The organism is Niastella populi (genome assembly GCF_002078015.1).
Taxonomy (GTDB): Bacteria; Bacteroidota; Bacteroidia; order Chitinophagales; family Chitinophagaceae; genus Niastella; species Niastella populi.
Map to the genome: position 1 here is coordinate 125,446 of NZ_LWBP01000134.1, position 24,164 is coordinate 149,609.

General features: G+C 44.2%; 18 protein-coding genes. 13 read left to right on the forward strand and 5 right to left on the reverse strand.

Annotated elements, in window-relative coordinates; genetic code table 11:
• The first annotated feature begins 404 nt into the window (after window positions 1-404).
• The 3 genes from nadA to A4R26_RS12845 all read left to right on the forward strand — a co-directional run bounded on the left by nadA (window position 405) and on the right by A4R26_RS12845 (window position 2,950).
• A complete protein-coding gene (gene nadA, locus A4R26_RS12835) occupies window positions 405-1,415 on the forward strand; it encodes a quinolinate synthase NadA (RefSeq protein WP_081164168.1) in 1,011 nt (336 codons plus the stop codon).
• Between the two features lie 259 nt (window positions 1,416-1,674).
• Complete coding sequence (locus A4R26_RS12840; protein ID WP_081164169.1) at window positions 1,675-2,151, forward strand: free L-methionine (R)-S-oxide reductase MsrC; 477 nt, start codon at window positions 1,675-1,677, stop codon at window positions 2,149-2,151.
• Window positions 2,152-2,170: 19 nt separating this feature from the next.
• Window positions 2,171-2,950, forward strand: a complete 780-nt coding sequence (locus A4R26_RS12845) for an NIPSNAP family protein (RefSeq protein WP_081164170.1) — start codon at window positions 2,171-2,173, stop codon at window positions 2,948-2,950.
• Between the two features lie 172 nt (window positions 2,951-3,122).
• Here the strand turns inward: A4R26_RS12845 and mnmG are convergent, their stop codons facing one another.
• Both mnmG and ybeY read right to left on the reverse strand, forming a co-directional pair.
• Window positions 3,123-4,985, reverse strand: a complete 1,863-nt coding sequence (gene mnmG, locus A4R26_RS12850; RefSeq protein WP_081164171.1) for a tRNA uridine-5-carboxymethylaminomethyl(34) synthesis enzyme MnmG — start codon at window positions 4,983-4,985, stop codon at window positions 3,123-3,125.
• A 3,367-nt stretch (window positions 4,986-8,352) separates the two neighbouring features.
• Window positions 8,353-8,802: an rRNA maturation RNase YbeY gene (ybeY, locus tag A4R26_RS12865; RefSeq protein ID WP_081164174.1), complete on the reverse strand. Its 450-nt coding sequence runs from the start codon at window positions 8,800-8,802 to the stop codon at window positions 8,353-8,355.
• Window positions 8,803-8,862: 60 nt separating this feature from the next.
• On the opposite strand from ybeY, the gene A4R26_RS12870 reads away from it, so the two are divergent.
• The 8 genes from A4R26_RS12870 (at window position 8,863) to A4R26_RS12905 (ending at window position 19,328) form a co-directional block, all read left to right on the forward strand.
• Window positions 8,863-9,096, forward strand: coding sequence for a FeoA family protein (locus tag A4R26_RS12870; protein WP_081164175.1), 234 nt, complete (start codon window positions 8,863-8,865; stop codon window positions 9,094-9,096).
• Between the two features lie 951 nt (window positions 9,097-10,047).
• Complete coding sequence (gene nadD / locus A4R26_RS12875) at window positions 10,048-10,620, forward strand: nicotinate (nicotinamide) nucleotide adenylyltransferase (RefSeq protein ID WP_081164176.1); 573 nt, start codon at window positions 10,048-10,050, stop codon at window positions 10,618-10,620.
• A gap of 144 nt (window positions 10,621-10,764) precedes the next feature.
• Window positions 10,765-11,655 (forward strand): serine hydrolase, encoded by an 891-nt coding sequence (locus A4R26_RS12880; RefSeq protein ID WP_081164177.1) that lies wholly within the window; start codon window positions 10,765-10,767, stop codon window positions 11,653-11,655.
• A 61-nt stretch (window positions 11,656-11,716) separates the two neighbouring features.
• Window positions 11,717-12,976, forward strand: a complete 1,260-nt coding sequence (locus tag A4R26_RS12885; protein WP_081164178.1) for a chromate transporter — start codon at window positions 11,717-11,719, stop codon at window positions 12,974-12,976.
• Window positions 12,977-13,313: 337 nt separating this feature from the next.
• Window positions 13,314-14,603: an NfeD family protein gene (locus A4R26_RS12890; RefSeq protein WP_081164179.1), complete on the forward strand. Its 1,290-nt coding sequence runs from the start codon at window positions 13,314-13,316 to the stop codon at window positions 14,601-14,603.
• A gap of 9 nt (window positions 14,604-14,612) precedes the next feature.
• Window positions 14,613-15,386 (forward strand): slipin family protein, encoded by a 774-nt coding sequence (locus A4R26_RS12895; RefSeq protein WP_081164180.1) that lies wholly within the window; start codon window positions 14,613-14,615, stop codon window positions 15,384-15,386.
• Window positions 15,387-15,596: 210 nt separating this feature from the next.
• Window positions 15,597-18,251, forward strand: a complete 2,655-nt coding sequence (locus A4R26_RS12900; protein ID WP_081164181.1) for an MGH1-like glycoside hydrolase domain-containing protein — start codon at window positions 15,597-15,599, stop codon at window positions 18,249-18,251.
• A 201-nt stretch (window positions 18,252-18,452) separates the two neighbouring features.
• Complete coding sequence (locus tag A4R26_RS12905) at window positions 18,453-19,328, forward strand: phosphatase PAP2 family protein (RefSeq protein ID WP_081164182.1); 876 nt, start codon at window positions 18,453-18,455, stop codon at window positions 19,326-19,328.
• Window positions 19,329-19,347: 19 nt separating this feature from the next.
• Here A4R26_RS12905 and A4R26_RS12910 read toward each other — a convergent pair whose 3' ends face one another.
• Together A4R26_RS12910 and A4R26_RS12915 are read right to left on the reverse strand one after the other, a co-directional pair.
• Window positions 19,348-19,866, reverse strand: a complete 519-nt coding sequence (locus A4R26_RS12910) for a GNAT family N-acetyltransferase (RefSeq protein WP_081164183.1) — start codon at window positions 19,864-19,866, stop codon at window positions 19,348-19,350.
• A gap of 177 nt (window positions 19,867-20,043) precedes the next feature.
• Window positions 20,044-20,520 (reverse strand): hypothetical protein, encoded by a 477-nt coding sequence (locus A4R26_RS12915; RefSeq protein ID WP_081164184.1) that lies wholly within the window; start codon window positions 20,518-20,520, stop codon window positions 20,044-20,046.
• A gap of 82 nt (window positions 20,521-20,602) precedes the next feature.
• Between A4R26_RS12915 and A4R26_RS12920 the strand changes: the two genes are divergently transcribed.
• Complete coding sequence (locus A4R26_RS12920; protein WP_081164185.1) at window positions 20,603-21,481, forward strand: nitrilase family protein; 879 nt, start codon at window positions 20,603-20,605, stop codon at window positions 21,479-21,481.
• Between the two features lie 63 nt (window positions 21,482-21,544).
• A complete protein-coding gene (gene nagA / locus A4R26_RS12925) occupies window positions 21,545-22,642 on the forward strand; it encodes an N-acetylglucosamine-6-phosphate deacetylase (RefSeq protein ID WP_081164186.1) in 1,098 nt (365 codons plus the stop codon).
• Here nagA and A4R26_RS12930 read toward each other — a convergent pair.
• The gene (locus tag A4R26_RS12930) at window positions 22,633-24,156 is read right to left on the reverse strand and encodes a S41 family peptidase (RefSeq protein WP_081164187.1); all 1,524 of its coding nucleotides are present in this window, start codon (window positions 24,154-24,156) and stop codon (window positions 22,633-22,635) included. The two genes, nagA and A4R26_RS12930, sit on opposite strands and share 10 nt — an antisense overlap.
• Between the last annotated feature and the right edge of the window lie 8 nt (window positions 24,157-24,164).

Below are 24,164 nucleotides of genomic sequence, written 5' to 3' on the forward strand. Positions count from 1 at the left end.
CGTGAAAACACTACAAACAGGGGATACTGTATAACCCCGAAAACCTGTGGATAACCCCGGTTTTTGCACTTCGCTTTCCGTGGATAGTTGGCCGATAAGTTCTGGTGAATAGTTTTCCCTACCACCCGGTGGGTACAAACCCTTAGTTATTCAACATCCATCTAACAGACTTTTTATGTGCTAACATCGTTCTATTTTTCCCGGTCGTTTTTAATCCACCGGCGTGGAAAACTACCTAAAACCTAAGCCACTGCACGATTGTTTATTGTTGAAAGAAAGTGGAAAACCGTGGATAACCAGGTTGTTGTAACTTTACCAAATTTCACGGCTTTCATTTTATCCACGAATTCACAGCCGTAATAATAATAGGTATTTTATAATAAAATAGAATTAATATAAATACTATGGAAGATATCCACCTTGCTGCAGCAAAAAAAAATGTGATGAAGGCCGGGTTCCTCGACATTGAAATTGATCCAACGCTCGATCTGTTTCATGAGATTGAAAGATTGAAAAAAGAAAAAAACGCCATCCTGCTCGCGCACTACTACCAGGAGCCCGATATTCAGGATGTGGCCGATTACATTGGGGATAGTTTGGGTTTGGCGCAAAAGGCCCAAAATACCGATGCCGACATCATTGTTTTTGCCGGGGTGCATTTTATGGCTGAAACTGCCAAGATCCTGAATCCGAACAAAAAAGTGCTGTTGCCCGATCTCAATGCAGGGTGTTCGCTGGCCGACAGTGCGCCGGCCGACCAGTTCAGAAAATTCAAGGAAAAATATCCAGATCATATCGTGATCTCGTACATCAACTGTACCGCCGACATCAAAGCGCTGAGCGACATCATCGTTACTTCGAGCAATGCGCAAAAGATCGTTGAAAGTGTGCCCCGCGATCAAAAGATCATTTTTGCGCCCGACAAAAACCTGGGCGCCTACCTGGTGAAGAAAACCGGCCGCGATATGGTGTTGTGGAATGGTGCGTGTATGGTTCACGAGATCTTTAGCCTCGAAAAGATCACTAAGCTGAAGACCCGTCACCCCAACGCGCGGTTCATCGCCCACCCCGAATGTGAGGAAGCGGTTCTTCGCCTGGCCGATTACATTGGGTCAACAACTGGTTTGCTGAAATACACCCAGCAAAACGAAGCCACTGAATTCATCGTTGCTACCGAAACAGGCATTTTGCACCAGATGCAAAAATCATCACCCAACAAAACTTTTATTCCGGCGCCACCGAATAACAGCTGCGCCTGCAATGATTGTCCACACATGAAGCTGAATACCCTGGAAAAGCTGTACCTGTGCATGGAATACGAAACACCTGAAATTCAGATGGACGAAGAATTGCGTAAAGCCGCTAAGAAACCAATTGATCGTATGCTCGAGATCAGCGCCCAATATGGTTTGTAGGCAAAAAACGCTTTCATTTTCCAGATTAACATAGCCCGGTTGGCAGTTTTCAGTTGAAGGGTTGAAATCCTCAGTTGCAGACTGCCATCTTGCTTTTGAGGCAAGTTGGTGTTGATTATGAAGGGAATAGGTTATTGTTATGTGGAAAAATCTGTGGATAACCTATGAATAAGGCTCTATTTCAACACAATGCCTGTTAGGGAAGCTGTTTTAGATGAGCGGAGTTTTGTTGAATTATCAATAAAACTATATTTGCTCCATGGCAGAAGATCTGAGCATTGTGCAGGGCACAAAAGAAGAAAAGTACCAGTCAGTTATTCCCCAAATAAAAGCATTGGTTGAAGGCGAACCCGATGTGGTTGCCAACCTGGCTAACATCGTAGCGGCATTGTTCGAACAGTTCACCTGGTTATGGGTAGGGTTTTACCTGGTGAAGGAAAACCAGTTAGTGCTGGCCCCGTTTCAGGGACCGGTTGCCTGTACACGTATCAAAAAAGGGAAAGGCGTTTGCGGAACCAGTTGGGAGAAAGCGGAAACGATCATCGTATCCGACGTTGAAAAATTTCCAGGTCACATTGCCTGCAGCAGCAGATCGCGGTCAGAGATCGTTGTGCCAATCATTCGCGGAAACAAAGTGATGGGTGTGCTCGATGTGGATAGTGCGGAGCTTGCTGCATTCGATGAAACCGATAAACGATTTCTTGAAGAGATTGTCGATCTGATCATTTTCGAATAGCCACTTAACACCTTGTCATATGAAAAGAAGAAAATTTATTGAAAATGCAGCAATGACTTCAACCGCTTTGCTACTTGGTCAATCTGCATTTGCCGGTGCAGATAAAGCGGTGAAGAAGGAACTGTACGAATGGCGCGAATATGAAATACGGTTTCGGGGCAGTCAGGACACATTGCATGAATATTTTGAGAAAGCACTTATTCCGGCATTGAATAAACATGGGGTTAAAACGGTTGGTGTTTTCAAAGAGATAGGGAAATCGGAGCCGCCTAAAATTTATTTACTGATCGCTTACCCGTCGTTCGAAGAATATCTCACTATCAATACGAATCTTAAGAAAGATGATGCTTATTTAAAAAGCAGCGAAGCCTGGAACAAAGTGCCTGCAGACAAGCCGGTGTATAACCGAATCACTACTTCTTTGTTATTGGCGTTCGAAGGATTTCCAGTCGTAAAAGTTCCGGCCAAAGAACCGCGCATTTTTGAATTGAGAACATATGAGGGTTATAATGAGGATGCTGTAACAAGGAAAGTGAAAATGTTCAATGAAGAAGAATTTCCTATTTTCTATAAGACGAAACTGACTCCCGTCTTTTTTGGCGAAGCGATTGCAGGTGCAAATCTTCCCTGTTTAACGTATATGATCACGTTTAAGAATATGGAAGAACGCGATAAGAACTGGGCGGCCTTTGGCGCTGATGCCGACTGGAAGAGAGTATCTTCTGATCCGAAATATGCAAATACGGTGTCGAACATCCGAAGAGTATTTTTGGAACCTCTTCCCTATTCTCAGGTATAACCGGTATTTTCTTCACTTTTTATTGACGGTTCATTTTATACCGTTTCTTTATCTCTTTGAATTTTTTGGTGACACGCACAGACTACAATTGAAGAATAGCGATATTCCCGGTTTAGCAGAGATCTTTAGAAGAAGGAAGCGACAAAAGATCTCTGCTAATTTGGGTAACAAGTTATCGGCCCATATACACCATTAGTATTTGAACATCGCTGGGATTAACACCGCTGATCCTGCTTGCCTGGCCCAGTGTACGCGGTTTTATTTTTTTGAATTTTTGCATTGCTTCAGCTGACAGGGACAAAATTCTGTCGTAATCAAAATTTTCTGGTATCAGCAGATCTTCGAGCTGATTCATTCGTTTTACCAGTTCTCTTTCCTTTTCTATGTATACATTATATTTAATCTGAATATCTGCCTGTTCTATTATTTCGTCTGTGAATCCGTTTATTGCCTGCCGCACTTTTGGCAAACCGGCGATCATCGATTCAAGTGTAATGTTCGGGCGCAGCAGCAGCTGGATGGCTTTCTGTTTTTGAGGCAGCGGTGCGGAATTATTTTCTGCAAGGAATCCATCGGCTTCAGCCGGCTCAAGTGGGAGCTCTTTCAGAATATTTTTTATTTTTCCAACGCCATCTTTTTTACTGATCACTTTATCCATTCGTTCCTGCGAAGCAAGTCCGAGCCGATAGCTTAATTCAGTAAGGCGAATGTCTGCATTATCCTGGCGAAGGATTGTTCTAAACTCGGCGCGACTGGTAAACATGCGATAGGGTTCTTCGGTTCCTTTGCTTATGAGATCATCGATAAGCACACCGATATAGGCGTCGCTTCTTTTCAGAATAACGGCATCCAGTTCTTTTGCTTTTTGATGGGCATTGATGCCGGCCATCAACCCCTGGCAGGCAGCTTCTTCATAACCGGTAGTTCCATTGATTTGTCCGGCGAAGAATAAGTTGCTGATGAGTTTTGTTTCCAGTGAATGGTTGAGCTGGGTTGGTGGAAAGTAATCATATTCTATAGCATAACCGGGACGGAAAACGCGAACGTTTTCAAAGCCGGCCACCTGGCGTAGGGCTGCGATCTGAACTTCTTCGGGCAGAGAAGTGGAGAAGCCATTTACATAGATCTCTACAGTGTTCCAGCCTTCGGGTTCAACAAAAAGTTGGTGTCTTTCTCGTTCGGCAAAACGGTTGATCTTGTCTTCAATGCTCGGGCAGTATCTGGGACCGGTGCCTTCTATCCTACCGGCATACATAGGACTCCTGTCAAAACCCGTTTTGAGAATATCGTGAACCTTCTGACTGGTATAGGTGATCCAGCAGCTGCGTTGTTCAGTAGGTTTTTTTGTATCGGTAAATGAGAAGCCAACTACTTCGTTGTCTCCTTTTTGTTCTTCCATTTTACTATAGTCGAGGCTCCGGCCATCAATACGGGGTGGCGTTCCGGTTTTCAGGCGATCGCTTTCAAAGCCGTATTCAACCAGTTGTTCGGTAATACCGGTGGCAGCTTTTTCAGCTACGCGGCCACCGCCGAATTGTTTTTCACCAATATGAATGATACCGTTCAGGAAGGTGCCGCTGGTGATAACAACAGCTTTTGATTTTATTTCATGACCCAGGCCAGTGACAACCCCGCAGGCCCGGCCATCTTTTATGACGAGTGAGCGAACCATATCCTGGTAGAAATCTATGTTCGGTGTTTTCTCCAGCATTTCGCGCCAGGTGGCGGCAAACAACATGCGGTCGTTTTGGGCACGGGGGCTCCACATAGCCGGACCTTTAGACAGGTTCAGCATGCGAAACTGGATCATACTTATATCGGTGACTATTCCGGAGTATCCGCCCATGGCATCTATTTCGCGAACTATTTGTCCTTTAGCTATACCACCCATGGCCGGGTTGCAGCTCATTTGGGCGATGGTTTGCATGTTCATTGTTATCAATAGAACTTTGGAACCAAGGTTGGCGGCTGCCGCGGCTGCTTCACAACCGGCATGACCTGCCCCTACTACTATTATATCGTATTCTGGAAACATGTTGCAAAATTACATGATGGCCGTCAAGGGGTAAAAAGAGAAAGAAACGGATAAGGGTAAATAAGGAGTAGTAACAGGTGTTTTGGGTGAATTTTATGAAGCGCGAAAGGGATAAGATATACCAGCTATGCTGTAAGCCCATTTTTATTTGGTACTACTTTCCACGGGGAAATAAGCCTGCCTGCCTGAATTATTATACCCGAGGTTTTGATTTACGGTGTACTTTAGGTTGAAGTAGTATATGTGAACAACCACATATACCGAGAGTTGAATGCTGCAGGTTCAAAGGTCTGGTTCAGAGAAGACTTCTTTTCTGTTCTATCAGCCGAACCTGTTCGAACTGAAAAGATGGGCTGCTTCTTCATTTGTACTTGTAGTTCCCTGGACTTTTTTTGCCGGCCGTTACTCGTGTATGTTTTGCCTGTCTGGGTCCTTTCCATTGTGGTACTGCTTTAGGTTTTGACAGATAATCCTTTTGCATGCCGTTATTCTCTGTTCAACCCCCCTCTTGCGTTCTTTATGTTTTTGATGTTGTTGGTGGGATGTCATTTGGATCTTGAGACTTCATCTTTTTGCTTCCCTTATCAGGTCACTGCTTTAGTACCTGGATCATATCATTTGTTTTTCGTTTTTCTTGTGCTGTTGTCTATATGTGTGGTTCTTATATTCCCGGGAGGATTTTCAATATGTAGGGGAACATTCATGTTTATCTGAAATTGAGTTGAATGGGAAGATTGAAGTGATGGGCGCCTTATAGTGTTTCCTCTTTGAGGTGCTTCTTCTCATTGGGTCTATCGAGGTTTTCTCTGATTGGCTGGCGGAACATGTTATGTTACTCATTCGTAGGGTGCTGTAGGTGGTTTTGTTGAGAGGGAGTACCTGGTAGGTTTGGAAGAGTTTAAAAACGTTCTTTTCTTCTTTAGAACAAGCCCTGGGTTTTTCGGTTTAGTCTATGCTTCATCTTGTTATGGATATAAGTTTTAGTCACTCCTCGAAGTTTCAGTTTGGAGGGAGAGTATAGCTGAAACAACGCTTTTTCCACCGTTTCCTGGAATGCTTTTCCTTTATTCCGTAGTATAAGGCAATGTTTTCCGGGTGTTGTATTTGCTTTATCCTGTTGAGTGTTATGTTTAAAGGGTATAGATCCTCCCCGAGGCTTCAGTTTGAGATTAGGTAGGCTGGCTGAAACACCCCTTTTTCTACCCTTTCCTGCACTGCTTGCCATTATTCAGTATAATAAGGCCGGTGTTGTCTATGCTTCATCCTGCTGATTGTTGAATTTACTGGGGTACTCTCTCCTTGAAGTTTCAATTGGAGAATAGAATGAAGGGCTGAAACAATGCTTCTTCCACCTTTGACAGCGCTCTTTTATTTTAAACTTCATTTAGGTGCTGAGGGCGTTTTAGTTCTTTACGTTACTCGGGATGTTTTTTTCCTGGATTTAAGGGCTTCCCCTCACCTTTTGAGGATTACTTATGGTATTAGTGTGTGTTATGAAGTAATGTGGTGATTTCGAAGGTATTTCTGATAGGTAAGGATCCGGAACATTCTTTTATTAATAGGCGCTTCTGGTCCACAGGCTTTTCTATGCCGATAGATAGCTTGTTGAGTTCTTCTTATCTGTTTAGTCTGAAGTGATTCTTCTTTCAATTAACTCTTGTTTTCAACGATGTCTTTACTCCAGACTACCTGCTTGTTATCCTTTTTCATGCCCGTTTGGGTCGATGCCGTAAACCTGTATACTTCACTATGCCTAACTCCTCTCCTTTTTCGGTGGATTATGGTCCGGTATTTTTTCCATCCGGCTTATTATTAAGGGTTCTTATGGTGGCTTTATTCTGATGGTAGGCATCTGTTATGTTCCCACCCTTAAGGCCTTAAATAGTGTGGCTGGGATTGATCATTAATATACGTTTATCAAAAAATGCCTGAACTTAAAGCCTCTTCCTGGTTGAGAATGCGCTTCGATACCTATGGCTAACCTCTTTCAAGCGGGAAAGAAGCGCAATACGCTGCGCGTCTCATCTTGTAAATTATTAGTGCTTTTTATTATTTTCCCTTTACCCTGTTTGCTCGTTTATTGACTATTGCCTCTGTGTTCCACGTGGAACTTTGATGGTTTCAGGCTGACTATAGGCGAACTTCTTCTTCGATCTTAATTTATAAGAGAATCTTAGGAGTTTCATATGAATTAAATCAGGGTTGAGGGCTGGCCTATTGGATAGTTTAAATTTCTCTGTTTGGTTTATTTAGTCGTGGTGGGTATATCATACATTCTTCTTTGAGTCTATTAATTGATTTATCCCTTCTATATTATCCATCCTTTTCCCTGAAGATCTATCTTATTCCAATGGTTCCAGTTTATTGACTTGTTGTGGCTCATGCTCTAGAGGCTCTGTTTGATGGTTGGTATATAATGGAGTTTCCATACGCTATAGCCGACCTTCCGGTGCTACGGTATTCCCATATTCTCTTCTGTATATAAGTCGGAGTGCAATTTGTATTTGTTTAGAGTAATACGCTTGCCGGGAATTACATTTCATTCGCTCTAGTGTGAGGTGTATTGCCAGGTAGCGTCCCTGGTACCTTTCTTTCAAGCATTATTACGGTGAAAAGTGAACCTATTAATGTATATCGGGTATATAATATTGACCAGACCTGCCCTCTTTTCTTGTTAGGTTGCGGTGTAATGATCTGGTTGGGTAGGCATCAGCTATCCGGAATTCATTAACATTATCTGCAACATAACACATGCATGGTAGATACTTTCCGATTCTATTGATAAACGTATAGGTAGATGGAGGTAACTGTTGTTTAATGGTGTTCGGTGGAAATCTGTGTCGCGACCTGGATAGTATCCTTAAGTGCAATCCCGCGGCATGAAGCCTGATAAAAGAGGAAGATTCTTATGTTTAGGTCAAGGCAAAGGAGACTATATGAGGGTTCTTAAACAGGGAAGCGCTAGTATTTGAGACAGGTTCGACTCGTGGATTTATCTAATTGCGGCTTATGGAAGGTTTGAAAGTTTATCTTGGAAGGTGATTAAGGGTTCTTAAACAGGGAGGCGCTAGTATTTAAGACAGGTTCGACTCGTTGATTTATCTAATTGCGACTTATGGAAGGGTTTGAAAGTTTACTTTGGAAGATGATTGTTGGATATTCGTGAGAGGCTTTTTCCAGGATGGTTATAGGTCTAAGGACCTATTATAATACTGCTGTCTATGATGAGTCTGGCCTACCTCCTGTTGACACAATAAGCGGCCGAATTTGAATTAACCTAAAGAAGGAAGGCACTCCCTTATAATTGTCCAAACCTGGGCAGTTCTTGAAACCACCTTCTCTTCTTTTTGTTCCACGTGGAACCAGCCTATTTGACTTTTGATAAGAAGTACTGTAGATATTTATCCTCAGCCTTTCTCATAAGAACCTGATCTTTTTCGGTCTTGTCTTTATGCCCACAGAGATGTAAGGCTCCATGAAAGATGACGCGTAAGAGTTCCTGTTTAAAAGACGCGGAATAATTGCGGGCATTTTCCTTTACCCGGTCAACACTTATGTATATTTCTCCAATAACAGCATTGGATTTTTCAGAAAGGTCGAAGGTTATGATGTCGGTGTAATAGTTATGTTGCAGATGCTGTTTATTTATCTCCAACAGATAATCATCTGAACAGAATATGTATTGAAGTTGTTCCAGTTTTGTCTTCTCCTTTTTAAAAAGATCCCTGATCACCTCTTTTACCAGGGTGCGCTGGGAAAATGAAACGGGTAACATAAAATGGAAGTAAATAGGGGCAGTAGTGTTATTCTTTTGCATTTTTCGAAATTCGTAACAAGTATTAATTAATACAAAGCTACATTTGTTGACTATTGAATTATGAAACGATTATCAGAAATAGGAACAGGAACCGTTGCCCGGATACTTTCTTTTGAAAACAACGACCTGTTTCTTAAACTAATGGAAATGGGTTGCGTACCGGGAGAGTTGGTTAAGGTAGAGCAGGTTGCCCCCCTGGGCGATCCCATCTCAATAACTGTAGCTGGTTATAATCTCAGCCTGCGTTTGAATGAAGCCGACAACATATTTGTAGAAGAACTGGGAGCTGCTTAGTAGCTCCCAGTTCTTTTTTTGCCATCCTTTTCTGAAAAACTTCTCGTTAAATACGAATTGACAGCAACATCCCGGGTTCCTGCCTGTATACATTATTTATGCGTTCGAAGTGTGGGTTGAAGTCATCGTTGAAATATTAACTGTTAAGCTACATTTTCAATTATATAAGTTGTGAAACAAAAAAGTTGCTTACACAACCGTGTTGTTTCGTGACTACAGTACGTAAGTAGGTGACTTCCCTGAACAGGTAAGCGACTTCACGGCATAAGTATGTGCTTTCCTGCTATAGGTCTGAAACTACAGGGTATAACTTCATGACTTTTACTCAAAAGTCATCAACTTACTTACCAAAGTCACGGAGCAATAACTCAAAGTTGCTGAGCAATGCACCATTGTCGCTGAGCAATGAACCATTGTAAGTAACTTATATTCGGAGATCACGAACAATAAACAGAAAGTCACGAACTTTAAACTGCAAGTCACGAAGTAAAAGAAAAAGCGCACAAAGTTTGATGGAACGGTTACGAACTGCTGCCGTGTAGTTTTAAACATGTACGGCAGAGTTATTTTAAGAAGCAGCAATTTCACCAGGAAATACAATTGAGTTTTGAACCGGCGAAGGATAGTAATGAAACAATTCTTCTTTGAATGCAGCCGATGCAATAATAGCCGGCGCAAAAGGTAAAAGCTATATGCCATTCCAGCGAATTACGGATCTACGCTCACCTGGTAAATCTGCTTACCTGCTGAATACCCCATGCCATTTTACAAGCTTGAGGAAATACAATGCAAACTGGGCAGGGATATTTTTGTTGACCCGGTTTCAGTATAAATCAGTCTCAATTTTCTACCTGAATCCTTCCCCCTGAATTCTGTTTCTTTGCAGAATAATAAATGTCGCCAACAGCGTGATCTATTCAGGAACTTTAAAAGCGGGAAATTAATTATCAAATGAAAGTCGGACTGTATTTCGGGTCATTCAATCCTATTCATCATGGCCATTTGATCATTGCCAATTATATGTTACAGAACTCAGATCTGGATCAAATATGGCTGGTTGTATCACCTCAAAATCCATTCAAACAATCGGCGAGTTTACTAAGTGCCTACAATCGCTTTAACCTGGTGCAGCTTGCCGTTGAAGCAGAGCCGAAATTGAAAGCCAGCGATATTGAATTCAAACTGCCGCAGCCTTCCTATACGGTAAATACCCTGGCCTATTTGCAGGAAAAATATCCCACACACCAGTTCGCAATCATTATGGGAAGCGACAGTTTTGAAAATCTGGCCAAATGGAAAAATTATGAATTCATTCTGCACCACTATCCTATTTTCGTTTACCGCCGCCCGGGCCATGATGTCGTCAATAATTTTAAGGAAGGAACCATAACCATACTCGATGCGCCGTTGCTGCAGATTTCTGCCACGCATATTCGTAATTGCATCAGGCAGGGAAAATCTATTCGCTACCTGGTGCCAGACAAAGTATTGGAAGAAATACAGCAGAATCGTTACTATCTATAACGAACATACGAAACGAAGTGGTTCATTATTACAGCTGACCAACATCAACAACCGGTTGCCCAATGTTTTCAATCTTTGCCATCGCGTCAATAAATATCCGCCCCCAATGAAGACAGGAAGAAATAGTCAGAACCTAATCATATTATGAAAATATATACATTAATTTTATTCCTGATATTTACTGCCTGTTCTGTTTCCGCCCAAAAAACCGATCACCGGTTGCAGCAACAAATCGAAGCGCTGGTAAAAGACCTTCATGGCGATATTGGCGTATATATAAAAAATTTGCGCACGGGAAAAGTAGCCATGGTGAATGCCGATTCAATTTTTCCAACCGCCAGTATGGTAAAAGTTCCCATATTGATAGGCATTCAGGATAAAATGGAAAGTGGCCAACTGGAATATCATCAGCAACTCGAATACAAAGATTCTTTATTATATGCGGGTGAGGATATTCTGGGTTCATTCAAAAGCGGCGAAAAAATAGGACTGCATAAAGTGCTGATGCTAATGCTTACCACCAGCGACAATACCGCCAGCCTTTGGCTGCAAAGTTTGGCGGGAACCGGAACACGCATAAACGAGCTCCTCGATTCGGCGGGAATGAAATTTACCCGGGTTAATTCGAGAACGCCGGGCCGCGAAGCGAACCGCCAACAGTATGGGTGGGGACAAACCACGCCCCGCGAAATGGGAACGCTGATGGAGAAAATATACCGCGGCGAAATCATCAGCAAAAAGGCCGGCGAAAAAATGATCCGCCTGCTGGGAAGAAATTTTAACGATGAACAGGCCATCGCGGAAATTCCACCGTACATATTTGTGGCATCGAAAAATGGCTGTGTAAATGCATCGCGTAGTGAGATCCTGTTGGTAATGGCTCCGGGTGGTCCGTACATATTTTCAGTTCAAACAAAAAATCTGCAGGATCAAAGCTGGGACAACTCAAATGAGGCCTGGGTACTTACCCGGCGGCTATCCGCCCTGTGCTGGAATTATTTTGAACCCCGTTCGCGCTGGAAACCATCCTTATAAGTCGTCTGACCTATCGCAACTTTGTATAACTTGTGCCTTTCGGGGTTTTGAAAAATTGGGAATGATAATTCTGCGCCACATACCTTTTTTGAAAGCGGTCTTTATTCATAGCGTTTCTGCCTTTGGCGGACCGCAAGGCCATTTTGGTATGGTGATGAAAACATTCGTTCATCGGCGGCGCGATGTTACCGAACAGGAATTGCTCGAGTATAATGCTTTCTGCCAACTGCTGCCCGGCGCTTCTTCTACCCAGGTATTAACATTGATCGGTTATAAACGGGGCGGCATTCCGCTGGCCATTTTAACCCTTGGCATCTGGATCGCCCCGGCCTGTATATTAATGGGCGCCTTTTCTTTTCTGCTTGAATTCTTCGACAGCAAGGCAATGAGTGAAGGGGCATTTAAATTTATTCAACCCATGGCCGTGGGCTTTCTCGCATTTGCCGCAACCAGGTCGTTCAAACTGGCCATCCATAATAATATTACCAGAATAATAATGATGGTGAGCACCATCACTACTTATTTCCTGTTCAAGTCGCCATGGGTCTTTCCCATTTTGCTTGTAGTAGGTGGTTTTGTTACCAACCTCAGCGATAAACGCATTCCCGAAAAAGCGCAGCCCGTTAAAAAAATAAAATGGGCAAACATCTGGTTATTCGCTTTTATATTTTTAACCGCTGGTATCGTGAGTGAACTGGCCAGAAAAAATGACTGGCCGAACCGTCGACCGCTCAACCTTTTCGAAAATACCTATCGCTTTGGCAGTCTGGTCTTCGGCGGCGGGCAGGTGCTCATTCCTATGATGTACGAGCAATATGTTGAGCGCCCGAAATCGCCTGTGGTTATTCGCAAGAACCTGAATAAAAAAGAAAATGTTATCAATATCGAGCGCGATGATTTTTATACCGGCGCCGGTATTGTAAGAGCCATACCCGGTCCCGTTTTTTCTATTTCTTCTTTTATGGGTGGCATGGCCATGAAAGATAAAGGAACCGGCTGGCAATTACTCGGTTGCCTTATAGGATCAGTTGCTATTTTCTTACCAAGCGCTTTACTTGTACTTTTCTTCTTTCCCATCTGGCATAACCTGCAACGTTATGTAATTGTATACCGGGCGCTCGAAGGCATCAATGCCGTAGTGGTTGGTATAATGGTAGCCGGTACCATATATATGATGCGCGATATTTCGTTTATCGGTTTTCATACCGTTAGTATAATCAATATAGCGGTTATTGCCGGCACCTGGCTGCTGCTTAGTTTTTCGAAGATCCCCTCCCCTTTTATTGTATTGTTATGTTTACTGCTCGGTTGGTTATTATAAACCTGAAGGCTTAACGCAAAACGCTGAACGCTGAATACCGAATGCCGGGGCTGTTATGTTCATTTCGAAATGAAGATATTGCAGAAGGCAGGCGGTTAGCGTTAATTCGCTGAATACAAAACCCTGTTTTCAGGCCGTCAGGTCTATTTGGGAAGAACCCATTTTGGAAAGCAGCGTTAAGCCTTAAGCTTTTCTTTTGCTGTTCCCACCCAATTTTAGTAAATTACAGATAGAGGTATCTGCGAAAACCGGATCTTGATCTGTTTCCCGCCCGTTTGTATAAAACTGATTAAGCAGGCATCTGCTGCTTCACCCGCGATAAAGCTATTTGAATGTTATGAGGCGCATACTACTATACTTCATTCTGTTATTGGCTATTGCCCGGCCATTGCATGCGCAGAAAATAATTTCAATAAAATTAGATGCTACCATAAATCCGGCTACTGCCGACTTTATTCATCGTGCAATTGAAACAGCGCAGGCCGAACGCGCAACCTGTTTATTGATCCGTTTGAATACACCCGGCGGTTTGCTGAAAAGCACCCGTGTTATTGTAGGTGATATACTTGAATCGCCGGTACCGGTAGTTGTATATGTATCACCCGGCGGAGCGCATGCCGGTTCGGCAGGTGTATTCATCACCATGGCCGCACATATTGCCGCCATGGCGCCCGGCACCAATATTGGCGCAGCGCACCCGGTTAGTTCGCAGGGACAAATGGATACCATCATGAGCGCGAAAGCTACCAATGATGCCACTGCATTTATTAAATCAATTGCAGCCAAACGCGGGCGCAATGCCGAATGGGGTGCACAGGCAGTTCGCAACAGCGTTTCCCTTACCGAATCGGAAGCGCTTGAAAATAATGTCATCGACCTGATAGCATCCAGTGAAAATGAGTTATTGACGAACATCCATGGCAAACAGGTTACCGTTAGTACCGGCACCGTTGTATTGAATACAAAGAGCGCAACCATAAAATCGATTGACATGGGTTGGGGCGAAAAGATGTTGAATATTCTCAGTGATCCCAATGTAGCATACATCTTATTTCTGCTGGGTTTGTACGGGCTCATTTTTGAGTTGTACAGTCCGGGCGCTATTTTCCCCGGTATCATTGGCGGCATATGTATGATACTTGCGTTGTACACCATGCATACATTGCCGGTAAACTATGCTGGTTTGGCCCTCATAGTATTTGGCGTAATACTGTTCCTGCTCGAAATAAAAATTGTGAGTCACGGATTGCTGGGCATTGGCGGTGTTATTTCATTATTGCTGGGTTCCATGATGCTTATAAGAACAGATGGCACGTGGGCAGTGGCAAATCTTTCCTGGACGGTGATCATAACAGCGGTAGCAGTAAGTTCTCTTTTCTTCCTGTATGTAATAGGAATGGGTTTGAAAGCACAAAAGGCAAAACCGGCCGTTGGGCTCGAGGCAATGATCGGTGAAATTGGCCTGTCGTTAAGTGAGTTGAACCCCGGCGGCACTGTGCGAATGCATGGAGAAATATGGAAAGCCATTTCTCGGTCGGGCCTAATTCCCGAAGGAAAAAAAGTGGTAGTAACCGGGTTCCTGAATTTCACCCTTCAGGTAGAACCGTATAACGAACCATCAGCTTAAACATTTTATATGGAAACATTACCAATTTCGGCTTCGCTTATTGTCATAGTGCTATTTCTCATTTTTGTGCTAAGCAGCGCCATTCGCATTTTGCGGGAGTACGAACGCGGCGTTGTTTTCAGGTTAGGACGACTTGTATCTGTACGTGGTCCCGGGCTCATCCTGCTTATACCTGTTATTGATAAAATGGTAAAAGTAAGTTTGCGCACTGTGGTAATGGATGTACCGCCGCAGGATATAATAACAGAAGATAACGTTTCAATAAAGGTGAATGCAGTAGTATACTTCAGGGTAATACAACCGCAAAGGGCCATTGTTGAAGTAGAGAATTTTTTAATGGCCACTTCACAGTTTTCGCAAACGACATTGAGAAGTGTATTGGGTCAGTCTGAACTGGATGACCTGTTGTCGCAACGCGAAAAGATAAATCAGAAATTGCAACAGATCATCGATACCCATACAGAGCCATGGGGTATAAAGGTTTCGAATGTAGAAGTAAAACAAATAGATCTGCCCCAGGAAATGCAGCGCGCAATGGCCAAACAGGCTGAAGCAGAACGCGAACGCAGGTCGAAGGTAATTGCTGCAGAAGGTGAATTCCAGGCATCGCAACGCCTGGCCGATGCAGCCCGTATTCTCAGCGATCAGCCCAGTGCGCTAACATTGAGATATCTGCAAACATTAAGAGAGATTGCAACGGAAAATAATTCAACCACTATATTCCCTGTGCCCATAGATATGATGAAACCCTTTTTGAATATGGATAAGGGCCAGGGCAAATAATGGATTTATTGTATTGTGGCTTACCTGTAAACCCTGCTTCCGCCATTATATTTTATTTAATTCCGGCCATAAACTGGGGGCTAATCTTTTATTAAATGTATCTAATACAGTAACTTCATCATGGGATAAATCCGATAACTATTAATTGATGCTTACCGCCGGTCGCTTGCCAGCGCATTGATTATTTTAAAAGCAGAAGAAAAACGGAACATGAGTGCAGAACATCAACGACTTGCGGTTAATTCCACGAGGAAAATTCCTTTGGAACAATGGGGACCGTATTTAAGCGAACGCCAATGGGGAACAGTTAGGGAAGACTTTAGCTCGAACGGCGATGCCTGGAATTATTTTACCCACGACCAGGCCCGCTATCGCGCCTATCGCTGGGGAGAAGATGGAATAGCAGGTATTTCTGATTTTTTTCAGAACCTGTGTTTCGCCGTCACTGTATGGAATGGAAAGGACGCTATTTTGAAAGAAAGACTGTTTGGCCTCGGCAATTATGAAGGCAACCATGGTGAGGATGTAAAAGAACTGTATTACTACCTCGACAATTTGCCTACGCATTACTACATGGAGTATTTGTATAAATACCCGCAACAGAAATTTCCATACGACGAACTGTTGGCGGCCAACAGACAACGCTCCAGAACCGAGCCCGAATATGAAATCCTCGATACAGGCATATTCAATAACAATGAATATTTCGATGTAAACGTTACCTACGCCAAACAAAACTCGCGCGACATTTGCATTCGGATCAATATTCATAACCATCATACCAAATCGGCCGAGATAACGGTATTGCCTACGCTATGGTTTTACAATCGCTGGAGCCATGATGCATCGAAGAAAAAGCCGGCCATTGCCTGGCGCGATAAAACATCGGTGAAAGCTACCCACCATCGCCTGGGCACATATTATTTATATTTTCAACCGCCGCGCGATTGCCTGTTCACCGAGAACGAAACCAATTTCGAGAAAGTGAACGGTAAACCCAATTTATCTCCTTTTACCAAAGATGCTTTTCACGAAGCCATTATTAAAGGAGAAAATATTGCGGCGCTGCGCCAGAAGAAATCGGGAACAAAGTTTGCGCCTGTTTATAAGTTCCGCATTCAGGGCGGCCGGTCAGAAAATATATATCTGCGCTTAAGCAACAAGATCATAGAAACGCCATTTCAGCATGGCTTCGAAGATATCTTTAAACTGCGCAGGGAAGAGGCCGACGCCTTTTATGCAAAAGTACTGCAGAATACAAAAACACCCGGGCTGGCGAAGATCTCGCGCAGAGCACTTGCCGGTCTGTTATGGAGCAAACAGTATTATCATTTCGATATAGAACGCTGGCTCACTACCAGCGACCAGATCTCACCGGTTAGTGCTGCCCGGCAAACGGGACGCAACCACGACTGGAAGCACCTGAAGAACCAGGACATCATTTGCATGCCCGACAAATGGGAATATCCCTGGTATGCAGCATGGGACCTCGCATTCCAGTGTATTCCCATGGCAATGGTAGACCCGGTATTTGCCAAGCACCAGCTCACACTCATCATGCGCGAATGGTATATGAAACCCGATGGGCAGCTGCCGGCGTATGAATGGAACTTCAGTGATGTTAACCCGCCCGTGCAGGCCTGGGCCGCTATGGAAGTGTACCGGATTGAAAAGAAACAAACGGGCAAGGGTGATATCCCGTTCCTGAAACGCATTTTCCAGAAGCTCATCATCAATTTTACCTGGTGGATAAACCGGAAAGACTCCAATGGCAACAACATGTTCCAGGGCGGCTTCCTCGGTCTCGATAATATCGGGGTTTTCAACCGCAGCCATCTTGTGCATAATGATATGGAACTTGAGCAGGCCGACGGCACCAGCTGGATGGGGATGTATGCTTTGAATATGATGGATATGGCGCTTGAAATCGCCATGCACGACAATTCATTCGAAGATACGGCTACCAAATTCTTCGAGCACTTTGTAATGATAGCGGAAGCGTTGAACGAACAGGGTATGTGGAACCACGAAGATAAATTCTTCTATGATACGTTGTCGATCGCCGGTTCTGAACCATTGCATTTACGCATTTTCTCAATAGTAGGGCTAACCTCGCTTTTTGCGGTATCGACCATCGAAAAGCGCATGTTGGATAAACTCGATGATTTCAGAAAACGCATTACCTGGTTCGAGAACTACCGGAAGAAAAATAATAAGTTCTGGCCCAACGAAGAAAGAAGCGATGGCAAAACGATCCTGTTATCGCTGGTGCCAAAAGAAAGGGTAGTGTTCCTGCTGCAGCGCCTGCTCGATGAAACGCAGTTCCTATCAACCTGGGGTATACGCGCTTTATCGAAGTACCATGAGCAAAACCCCTTCTCGGTGAACATTCGCGGTATCGAATATAAGATCCAATATGAACCCGGCGATTCCACTTCAGATATGTTTGGAGGCAATTCGAACTGGCGCGGCCCGTTGTGGATGCCTATCAACTATATCATCATTCAATCGATCCGCCACTTTGGTGAGTTCTATGGTAATGAGCTGGAAGTTGAATGCCCAATAGGTTCAGGAAATAAGATGAACCTGGTACAGGTAGCCGAAGAATTGACACGGCGACTGATCACTTTGTTTCAGCCAAACCAGCATGGCAAGCGGCCTGCACATGGCGCCTATAGCTGGTTCTATCAGCGCTCTGAAAATGCCGATCTCATTTTGTTCTATGAATATTTTCATGGCGAAACCGGCGCAGGGCTTGGCGCCAGCCACCAAACCGGTTGGACGGCACTGGTAGCTGAACTGGTATACTCGCTAACCGAAAAGCAATACTTCACTGACGAACCGCCGCCGGAAGAAAAAAAATAACCGGCGTTATATACACTGATTCCCGGATGGTCTGCACTATTGCGATCACATCCAAACAGACTATCCGGGATCATTGACTGGTTGTCTTCACCTGCATTATTCCCCGCTCGTTGCTTTACCTGTAATTCCCCACTATGCCCATGGCATAGGGATTGCAAAACTGTATGTATACAAGCATATTATTCATACAAAAGGATAGCAATGAAGAAGTTATATGTAGTTGTTCCGGCTGTCCTTCTTGTATTCGCATCAGTACATGCACAAACCGATACTGCAATTCTGACTCGCGATACATTGTCCTTTCAACAGCCGGAAAAAATAGAGCAACCCGAAGACAAAGAGGTGTATAAATTGAACTGGGGCGCCGATATACCGGTGACCGCTACGGGAACATTATGGTCGTTATACGCCTTTACGAAAATTTACAGTAAGGACCCATCAGATGCTGAAACTATTCTTGCATTAGACAGGAATAATATACCCGGCTTTGACCGCTGGGCCATACGGCCTTATAATGAGAAGGTAGATAATATCAGTTATTTGCCATTCTATGGTTCCATGCCAGTGCCGATATTTTTCCTGTTCGATAAGAAAATGAGAAAGGACATTGCCAAGCTGTCGTTCTTATACCTCGAAGCTATGTCGGTAACCGGCTTGTTGTATACGGGTTCAACTTACTTCACCAACCGCTACCGGCCATATGTATGGCATGAAGAAACACCTTTGGATTATCGTACCCGGGGCGGCGGAAAGAATTCATTTTTTGCCGGGCACGTAGCACTGGTTGCCACCTCAACTTTCTTCTTTGCCCAGGTATGGGCCGATTATCACCCACATTCGAAAGCGAAATGGGTATGGTATGGTTTGGCAGGCGCAGCTACCGGCGCAACCGCATACTGGCGGTACCGCGGCGGATTGCATTTCCCTTCAGACGTAGTTTTAGGTCTGGCACAGGGAACATTAACCGGCATACTGGTACCTAAATTGCACAAAACAAGAATTATCAAAAACCCGAATCTTTCTATAACGCCTTTCACCGGTTTATCACACGGCCTGGCGGTTCGGTATAAATTGTAGGAGTGAAACGAAGAAGCTTTTATATAACTGAGAACTCGATAGGAAATTCAACGATCCCCGACACATTTTTTAATGCGTTGGGGATTAGTTCCAATGCCATAAACACTTCGGCAGGCACCTCGAACGGTGGTCTTATATTCCAGCGGGCAGCAGGTAAAAAACCAAATTTTGGAAAGTAGAATTCATGCCCTAAAACAAAAACATCGGCATAATCGAGCCCGGTAGCTTTTTGTAAACCAACGGTAAGCAGTTTAGCGCCTACTCCTCTTTTTCGAAATTCAGGATGCACAACCATAGAGGTCACTCCCAAACTTTCGTATTTGAAATCGCCATTTGTAATTGCGATCTTCGAAAATAAAATATATCCGATTAATTTCTCATCTGAGTAAGCCACCAGTGAAAGCTGAGGAATAAAATTGGGGCCCTGGCGAATGTGATCAACCAGCCTGGCTTCAGTGTCTTGCCCAAAAACCAATCTGTTTAATTCATAGATCTCATCTATGTCGTCCGGTTCTTCCGGCCTGATTGAAATGTTCATTGTAGTAACATTACATGAGTTATTATACAAATTACGCACCACACCCGTTTTTGGATGCTACATGCCAAAAAACAATTCTATCTATAAGATAACGTATGGGAATTATTAGTTGTATGCAAAAACAGAAGAATTTGTTAATGACTGGTGAATGTACTTATACCTTTCTAATGCAAGGCATTACAAAGCAAGCGATGCCACTTCCCTTGAATAATCGTGTTGAAGGTCTTCATGCAGGCTGAGCACCGTTTTGTTTATTTTCTCCAACTGGCCCTTGTACAGGTTGGCAATGATCGTATTCTTTTCAATGGGGATACCCATTTGCCGTATCGATTTGCAGAAATAGATCAGCAGCTCAACGGTTACCTGTGAAGAACCGCTGTACCTGATGTGTTTGTTTACGTTCCTGAGTATTTTGCGCAATGTTTTTTTAACATAGTACAAATTGCTTTGGTTGATCTGCTCAAATTGTTCATCCACTTCTTTCTTTATACTTTGAATAAAACCCTGTTCATCGTGCGCTTCAAACATGAGGTAGGTCAGCAGTTCCTTATTTTCCTTTTTATATTTTGCCAGCCGCAGGCACAATTCGGTTAATTCGGCGGCCGGCATCTGTAATAATTCCTGTTTTAGTTCGTGAACGCTTGCGCTTCTCATAGTTTTAAAAATATTAAAATTACAAAATAGCATAACGCAGGCGAAATGCACAATTATTACCTTTGGTACACTAATTATTCACATGTCGACACTTACCATTACCACCATACAAAGCAATTTGCATTGGGAAGACAAAACCGCCAACCTGCAAATGTTCGAAGAAAAGATCAGGGGCCTGCAACAGCGAACGGAAGTGGTAATACTTCCCGAGATGTTCACTACCGGTTTCAGTATGCAGGCAGAAAAACTGGCCGAAAAAATGGATGGTCCTGCCATAAGCTGGATGAAAAAATTGTCGGCCGAAAGAAGGATCATCCTTACCGGCAGTTTGATCATTGAAGAGGAAGGCAATTACTATAATCGCCTGGTATGGATGTTGCCTAACGGGCAATACGGCTATTACGATAAACGGCATTTGTTTGGCTACGGCCGGGAAGACCGGCACTATACACCCGGCCATAAACGACTGATCGCTTCTGTAAAGGGCTGGAAGATCAACCTGCTGGTTTGTTACGACCTGCGTTTTCCGGTATGGAGCAGGCAAAAACCAACGGTATCGTCCCTGGCCGACCTGGTAGCTTCAGAAATGGAGGCGCACGACCAGCCGGTACCGCCGCCACAGGAAACAGGATCTTCAGTAATTGAACAGGGGCCCGAATACGATGTGTTGATATATGTTGCCAACTGGCCCGAACGGCGCAACCATGCCTGGAAAACGCTGTTGCAGGCAAGGGCCATCGAAAACCAGTGTTATGTGGTAGGCGTGAACCGCGTAGGGAATGATGGCAATGACATTTATCACAGCGGTGATAGTATGATCGTCGATGCAATGGGAACAGTTATATATACCAAGGCCAATGATGAAGATGTGTTTACCACTACCCTGCAAAAAGATTCACTGGAAGAGGTGAGAAACAAATTGCCCTTTTTGAAAGATGCAGACAGGTTTATAATAGCGTAAATAAAATCATATTTTCTCCCCCTCCCCGGAGGGGGTCGGGGGAGGCCAACCAATAAATCATTCATGTACACAGCATATACCAACGGAAAAATATTCACAGGCGAAAGTTTTGAAAGCAACAAGGCGGTATTGACAGATAACGAGGTAATAGTAGGGTTGGTAAATGCAGACAGCATTCCATCGCAATACAGAAACGAAGACCTGAAAGGCTTTTCCCTGGCCCCGGCGTTTGTAGATTTGCAGATCTATGGCGGCAACGGAAAATTGTTCTCACAGGAACTCAGCGTAGAATCGTTAAAAGCTACGTATGAATATTGCCTGCATGGCGGATGTGCCCATTTTATGATCACAATGGCCACCAATACGATCGAAAAATTCGTGCAGGGCTTTGAAGTGGTGCGCGCATACTGGCAACAGGGTGGAAAAGGGTTGCTGGGCCTGCACCTCGAAGGGCCATACATCAATGCTTCGAAACGCGGCGCTCATTTGGCGAACTGTGTGAAAAAGCCAACGGTGGCCGAAGTGGAAATGCTGTTGAAAAAAGGCGAAGGTGTTTTTAAAATGATGACGCTGGCGCCGGAACAATGCGATGATGAGGTTATAAAATTACTGCAAGCGCATAATGTAATTCTTTCCGCCGGCCATACCAATGCAACCTACCAGCAGGCCATGGAAGGCTTTAATAAAGGCATTCCTGCCGCCACGCATTTATTCAATGCCATGTCGCCATTGCAACACCGCGAACCCGGTATGGTAGGCGCTATCATGAACCATTCTTTTGTAATGAGCAGTATTGTCTGTGATGGGGTGCATGTGGATTATGCGGCTGTACATATCGCAAAAAAAATATTGCAACACCGGCTTTTCTTTATAACCGATGCAGTGGCCGAAACCACTTCAGGCGAATATCAACACCTGTTCAGCGGCGACCGCTACGCATTGCCCGATGGTACTTTATCAGGTTCTGCATTGACCATGCTGCAATGCGTAAAAAATGCGGTTGCTCATGCAGGTATATCGCTCGAAGAGGCATTACGCATGGCGGCTGCTTATCCCGCACAGCTTGTTAAAGATAAAAAGCTGGGTAAAATTGAAGAAGGCTACCGCGCCGACTTTGTTGTCTTTGATAATTTACTGGAACTGGAACGGGTTTATTGCTGAGCAATACCGATCTTCTTTTTTTGCATAATGATACGGCGAATAACTGCCGCCTTGGGATCAATTCCACGAAGAATGGTTTCGCGGGTAGGCGCCACTATAATATCAGGCATAATACCCCGGCCTTCTTTTACGAGGTCCTTATCCATAACCAGCCTGAACTTGGGAAGGCGGAAGCGCACCCTGGTGTTGGGTAACGTAACGTCGGGGATCATCCAGGCAGAATTGCCATAGGCGCCGCCGCCGGTTTCTTCCCCAATTACTTTTACGTTTTGTTGTCCCTGTAATGCTTTTACAAAAAGGGTGGTGGCAGAAAAAGAATTGCCGCCGGTAACCAGGTAAATATCGCCGTTGAAATGATGGCGTTTTTTGGGATGGAAATAATGGCGTTCAAAATAACCGAAATGGTACAGCCCGTCGTTTTTCTTATGCGTTACAAACTGCATCAGCGACCAGTAGAAGGGCTGCCACGAAATGTATTTGTGGTATTTACTGCTTCTGCGAACTGCGTATAACGAATCTGCGAGTTTGAATTTCTTATCGGCCAGGTAACGGGTCAGCAGGGTCGACAAACCGGCATCGCCCCCGCCATTGGTCCTTACATCAACAACCAGGTGTTGTATGTTGCGGCGTTTCAGTTCGCGAAAAGCTTTGCGGTAAAACGACCGTAATCTGTTACCCCTTGCAAATGTATGAACCGTCATGTAGGCAGAAGAAAGCGTGGTATCTATTTGAACGTAACGGGCGCTTAAAGGAAGCAGGTTCCGCATTCTTTCTTTGGGTGGCTTTGGTGCGGCAATAGTGGGTGTTTCGGGCGCTTTTTTGGTAGTGTCCTTCCAGGCCGGGTCGAACACAGGTACTTTTACCGTTTGTTCTGCACCGGTGCTATCGATGTAGGTTACCGCTATCTGATCTTTCAACCCGATTATGTTCCGGTAAAGGCTTCCAAACGAACCGCTGTTGCTGAGCGACTGGTACCGGCCGGTTATGCTGTTGCCGTCGCCCGAAATGTAGTTCATGAAAGAATCGGTAAGCTGGCGGGTGCTATAGCCATCGATGGCGGTTACCAGGGTGCCGTATTTTAAGATCGAGTCTTTTCTGTTGATATTGGCTGTTATGGCCATAGAGTCGCCCCAAACCTTAAAGCTCAAGGGAAACATTTTCAATTTGGCGGTATCGATGTACCGGCCGTATTGTTTGGAATATTTTACTGCGGTATGCCCGCAATGCACCTTGCTGATAACGTAGGAAAGTACATTGCGGAACTGCATTTCGGTCATGGAATCGGAAATACGGTTGAAGCCCTCATTGAAGAAAAGGTCCATACTGTCTTTTGGGGTGAACCAATACAGGCTGGGGTGCGATTCTTCCAGAACACCGCGGAACACACGATAATCCTGCTGTAGTTGCTTTTTGGTGTATTTATGTTGAGGATCAAATGATTGTCGCGATGCAGAGCAGCCAATGAGGCCAGTGACAAAAACAATAATGGCTACGTAGGATATCTTCTGCATCATGCAATCAC

Bases quoted from the DNA above. Each gene is read 5' to 3' on its own strand.
- nadA (WP_081164168.1), top strand. From the start codon at position 405: ATGGAAGATATCCACCTTGCTGCAGCAAAAAAAAATGTGATGAAGGCC.
- A4R26_RS12840 (WP_081164169.1), top strand. From the start codon at position 1,675: ATGGCAGAAGATCTGAGCATTGTGCAGGGCACAAAAGAAGAAAAGTAC.
- A4R26_RS12845 (WP_081164170.1), top strand. From the start codon at position 2,171: ATGAAAAGAAGAAAATTTATTGAAAATGCAGCAATGACTTCAACCGCT.
- mnmG (WP_081164171.1), bottom strand. From the start codon at position 4,985: ATGTTTCCAGAATACGATATAATAGTAGTAGGGGCAGGTCATGCCGGT.
- ybeY (WP_081164174.1), bottom strand. From the start codon at position 8,802: ATGCAAAAGAATAACACTACTGCCCCTATTTACTTCCATTTTATGTTA.
- A4R26_RS12870 (WP_081164175.1), top strand. From the start codon at position 8,863: ATGAAACGATTATCAGAAATAGGAACAGGAACCGTTGCCCGGATACTT.
- nadD (WP_081164176.1), top strand. From the start codon at position 10,048: ATGAAAGTCGGACTGTATTTCGGGTCATTCAATCCTATTCATCATGGC.
- A4R26_RS12880 (WP_081164177.1), top strand. From the start codon at position 10,765: ATGAAAATATATACATTAATTTTATTCCTGATATTTACTGCCTGTTCT.
- A4R26_RS12885 (WP_081164178.1), top strand. From the start codon at position 11,717: ATGATAATTCTGCGCCACATACCTTTTTTGAAAGCGGTCTTTATTCAT.
- A4R26_RS12890 (WP_081164179.1), top strand. From the start codon at position 13,314: ATGAGGCGCATACTACTATACTTCATTCTGTTATTGGCTATTGCCCGG.
- A4R26_RS12895 (WP_081164180.1), top strand. From the start codon at position 14,613: ATGGAAACATTACCAATTTCGGCTTCGCTTATTGTCATAGTGCTATTT.
- A4R26_RS12900 (WP_081164181.1), top strand. From the start codon at position 15,597: ATGAGTGCAGAACATCAACGACTTGCGGTTAATTCCACGAGGAAAATT.
- A4R26_RS12905 (WP_081164182.1), top strand. From the start codon at position 18,453: ATGAAGAAGTTATATGTAGTTGTTCCGGCTGTCCTTCTTGTATTCGCA.
- A4R26_RS12910 (WP_081164183.1), bottom strand. From the start codon at position 19,866: ATGAACATTTCAATCAGGCCGGAAGAACCGGACGACATAGATGAGATC.
- A4R26_RS12915 (WP_081164184.1), bottom strand. From the start codon at position 20,520: ATGAGAAGCGCAAGCGTTCACGAACTAAAACAGGAATTATTACAGATG.
- A4R26_RS12920 (WP_081164185.1), top strand. From the start codon at position 20,603: ATGTCGACACTTACCATTACCACCATACAAAGCAATTTGCATTGGGAA.
- nagA (WP_081164186.1), top strand. From the start codon at position 21,545: ATGTACACAGCATATACCAACGGAAAAATATTCACAGGCGAAAGTTTT.
- A4R26_RS12930 (WP_081164187.1), bottom strand. From the start codon at position 24,156: ATGATGCAGAAGATATCCTACGTAGCCATTATTGTTTTTGTCACTGGC.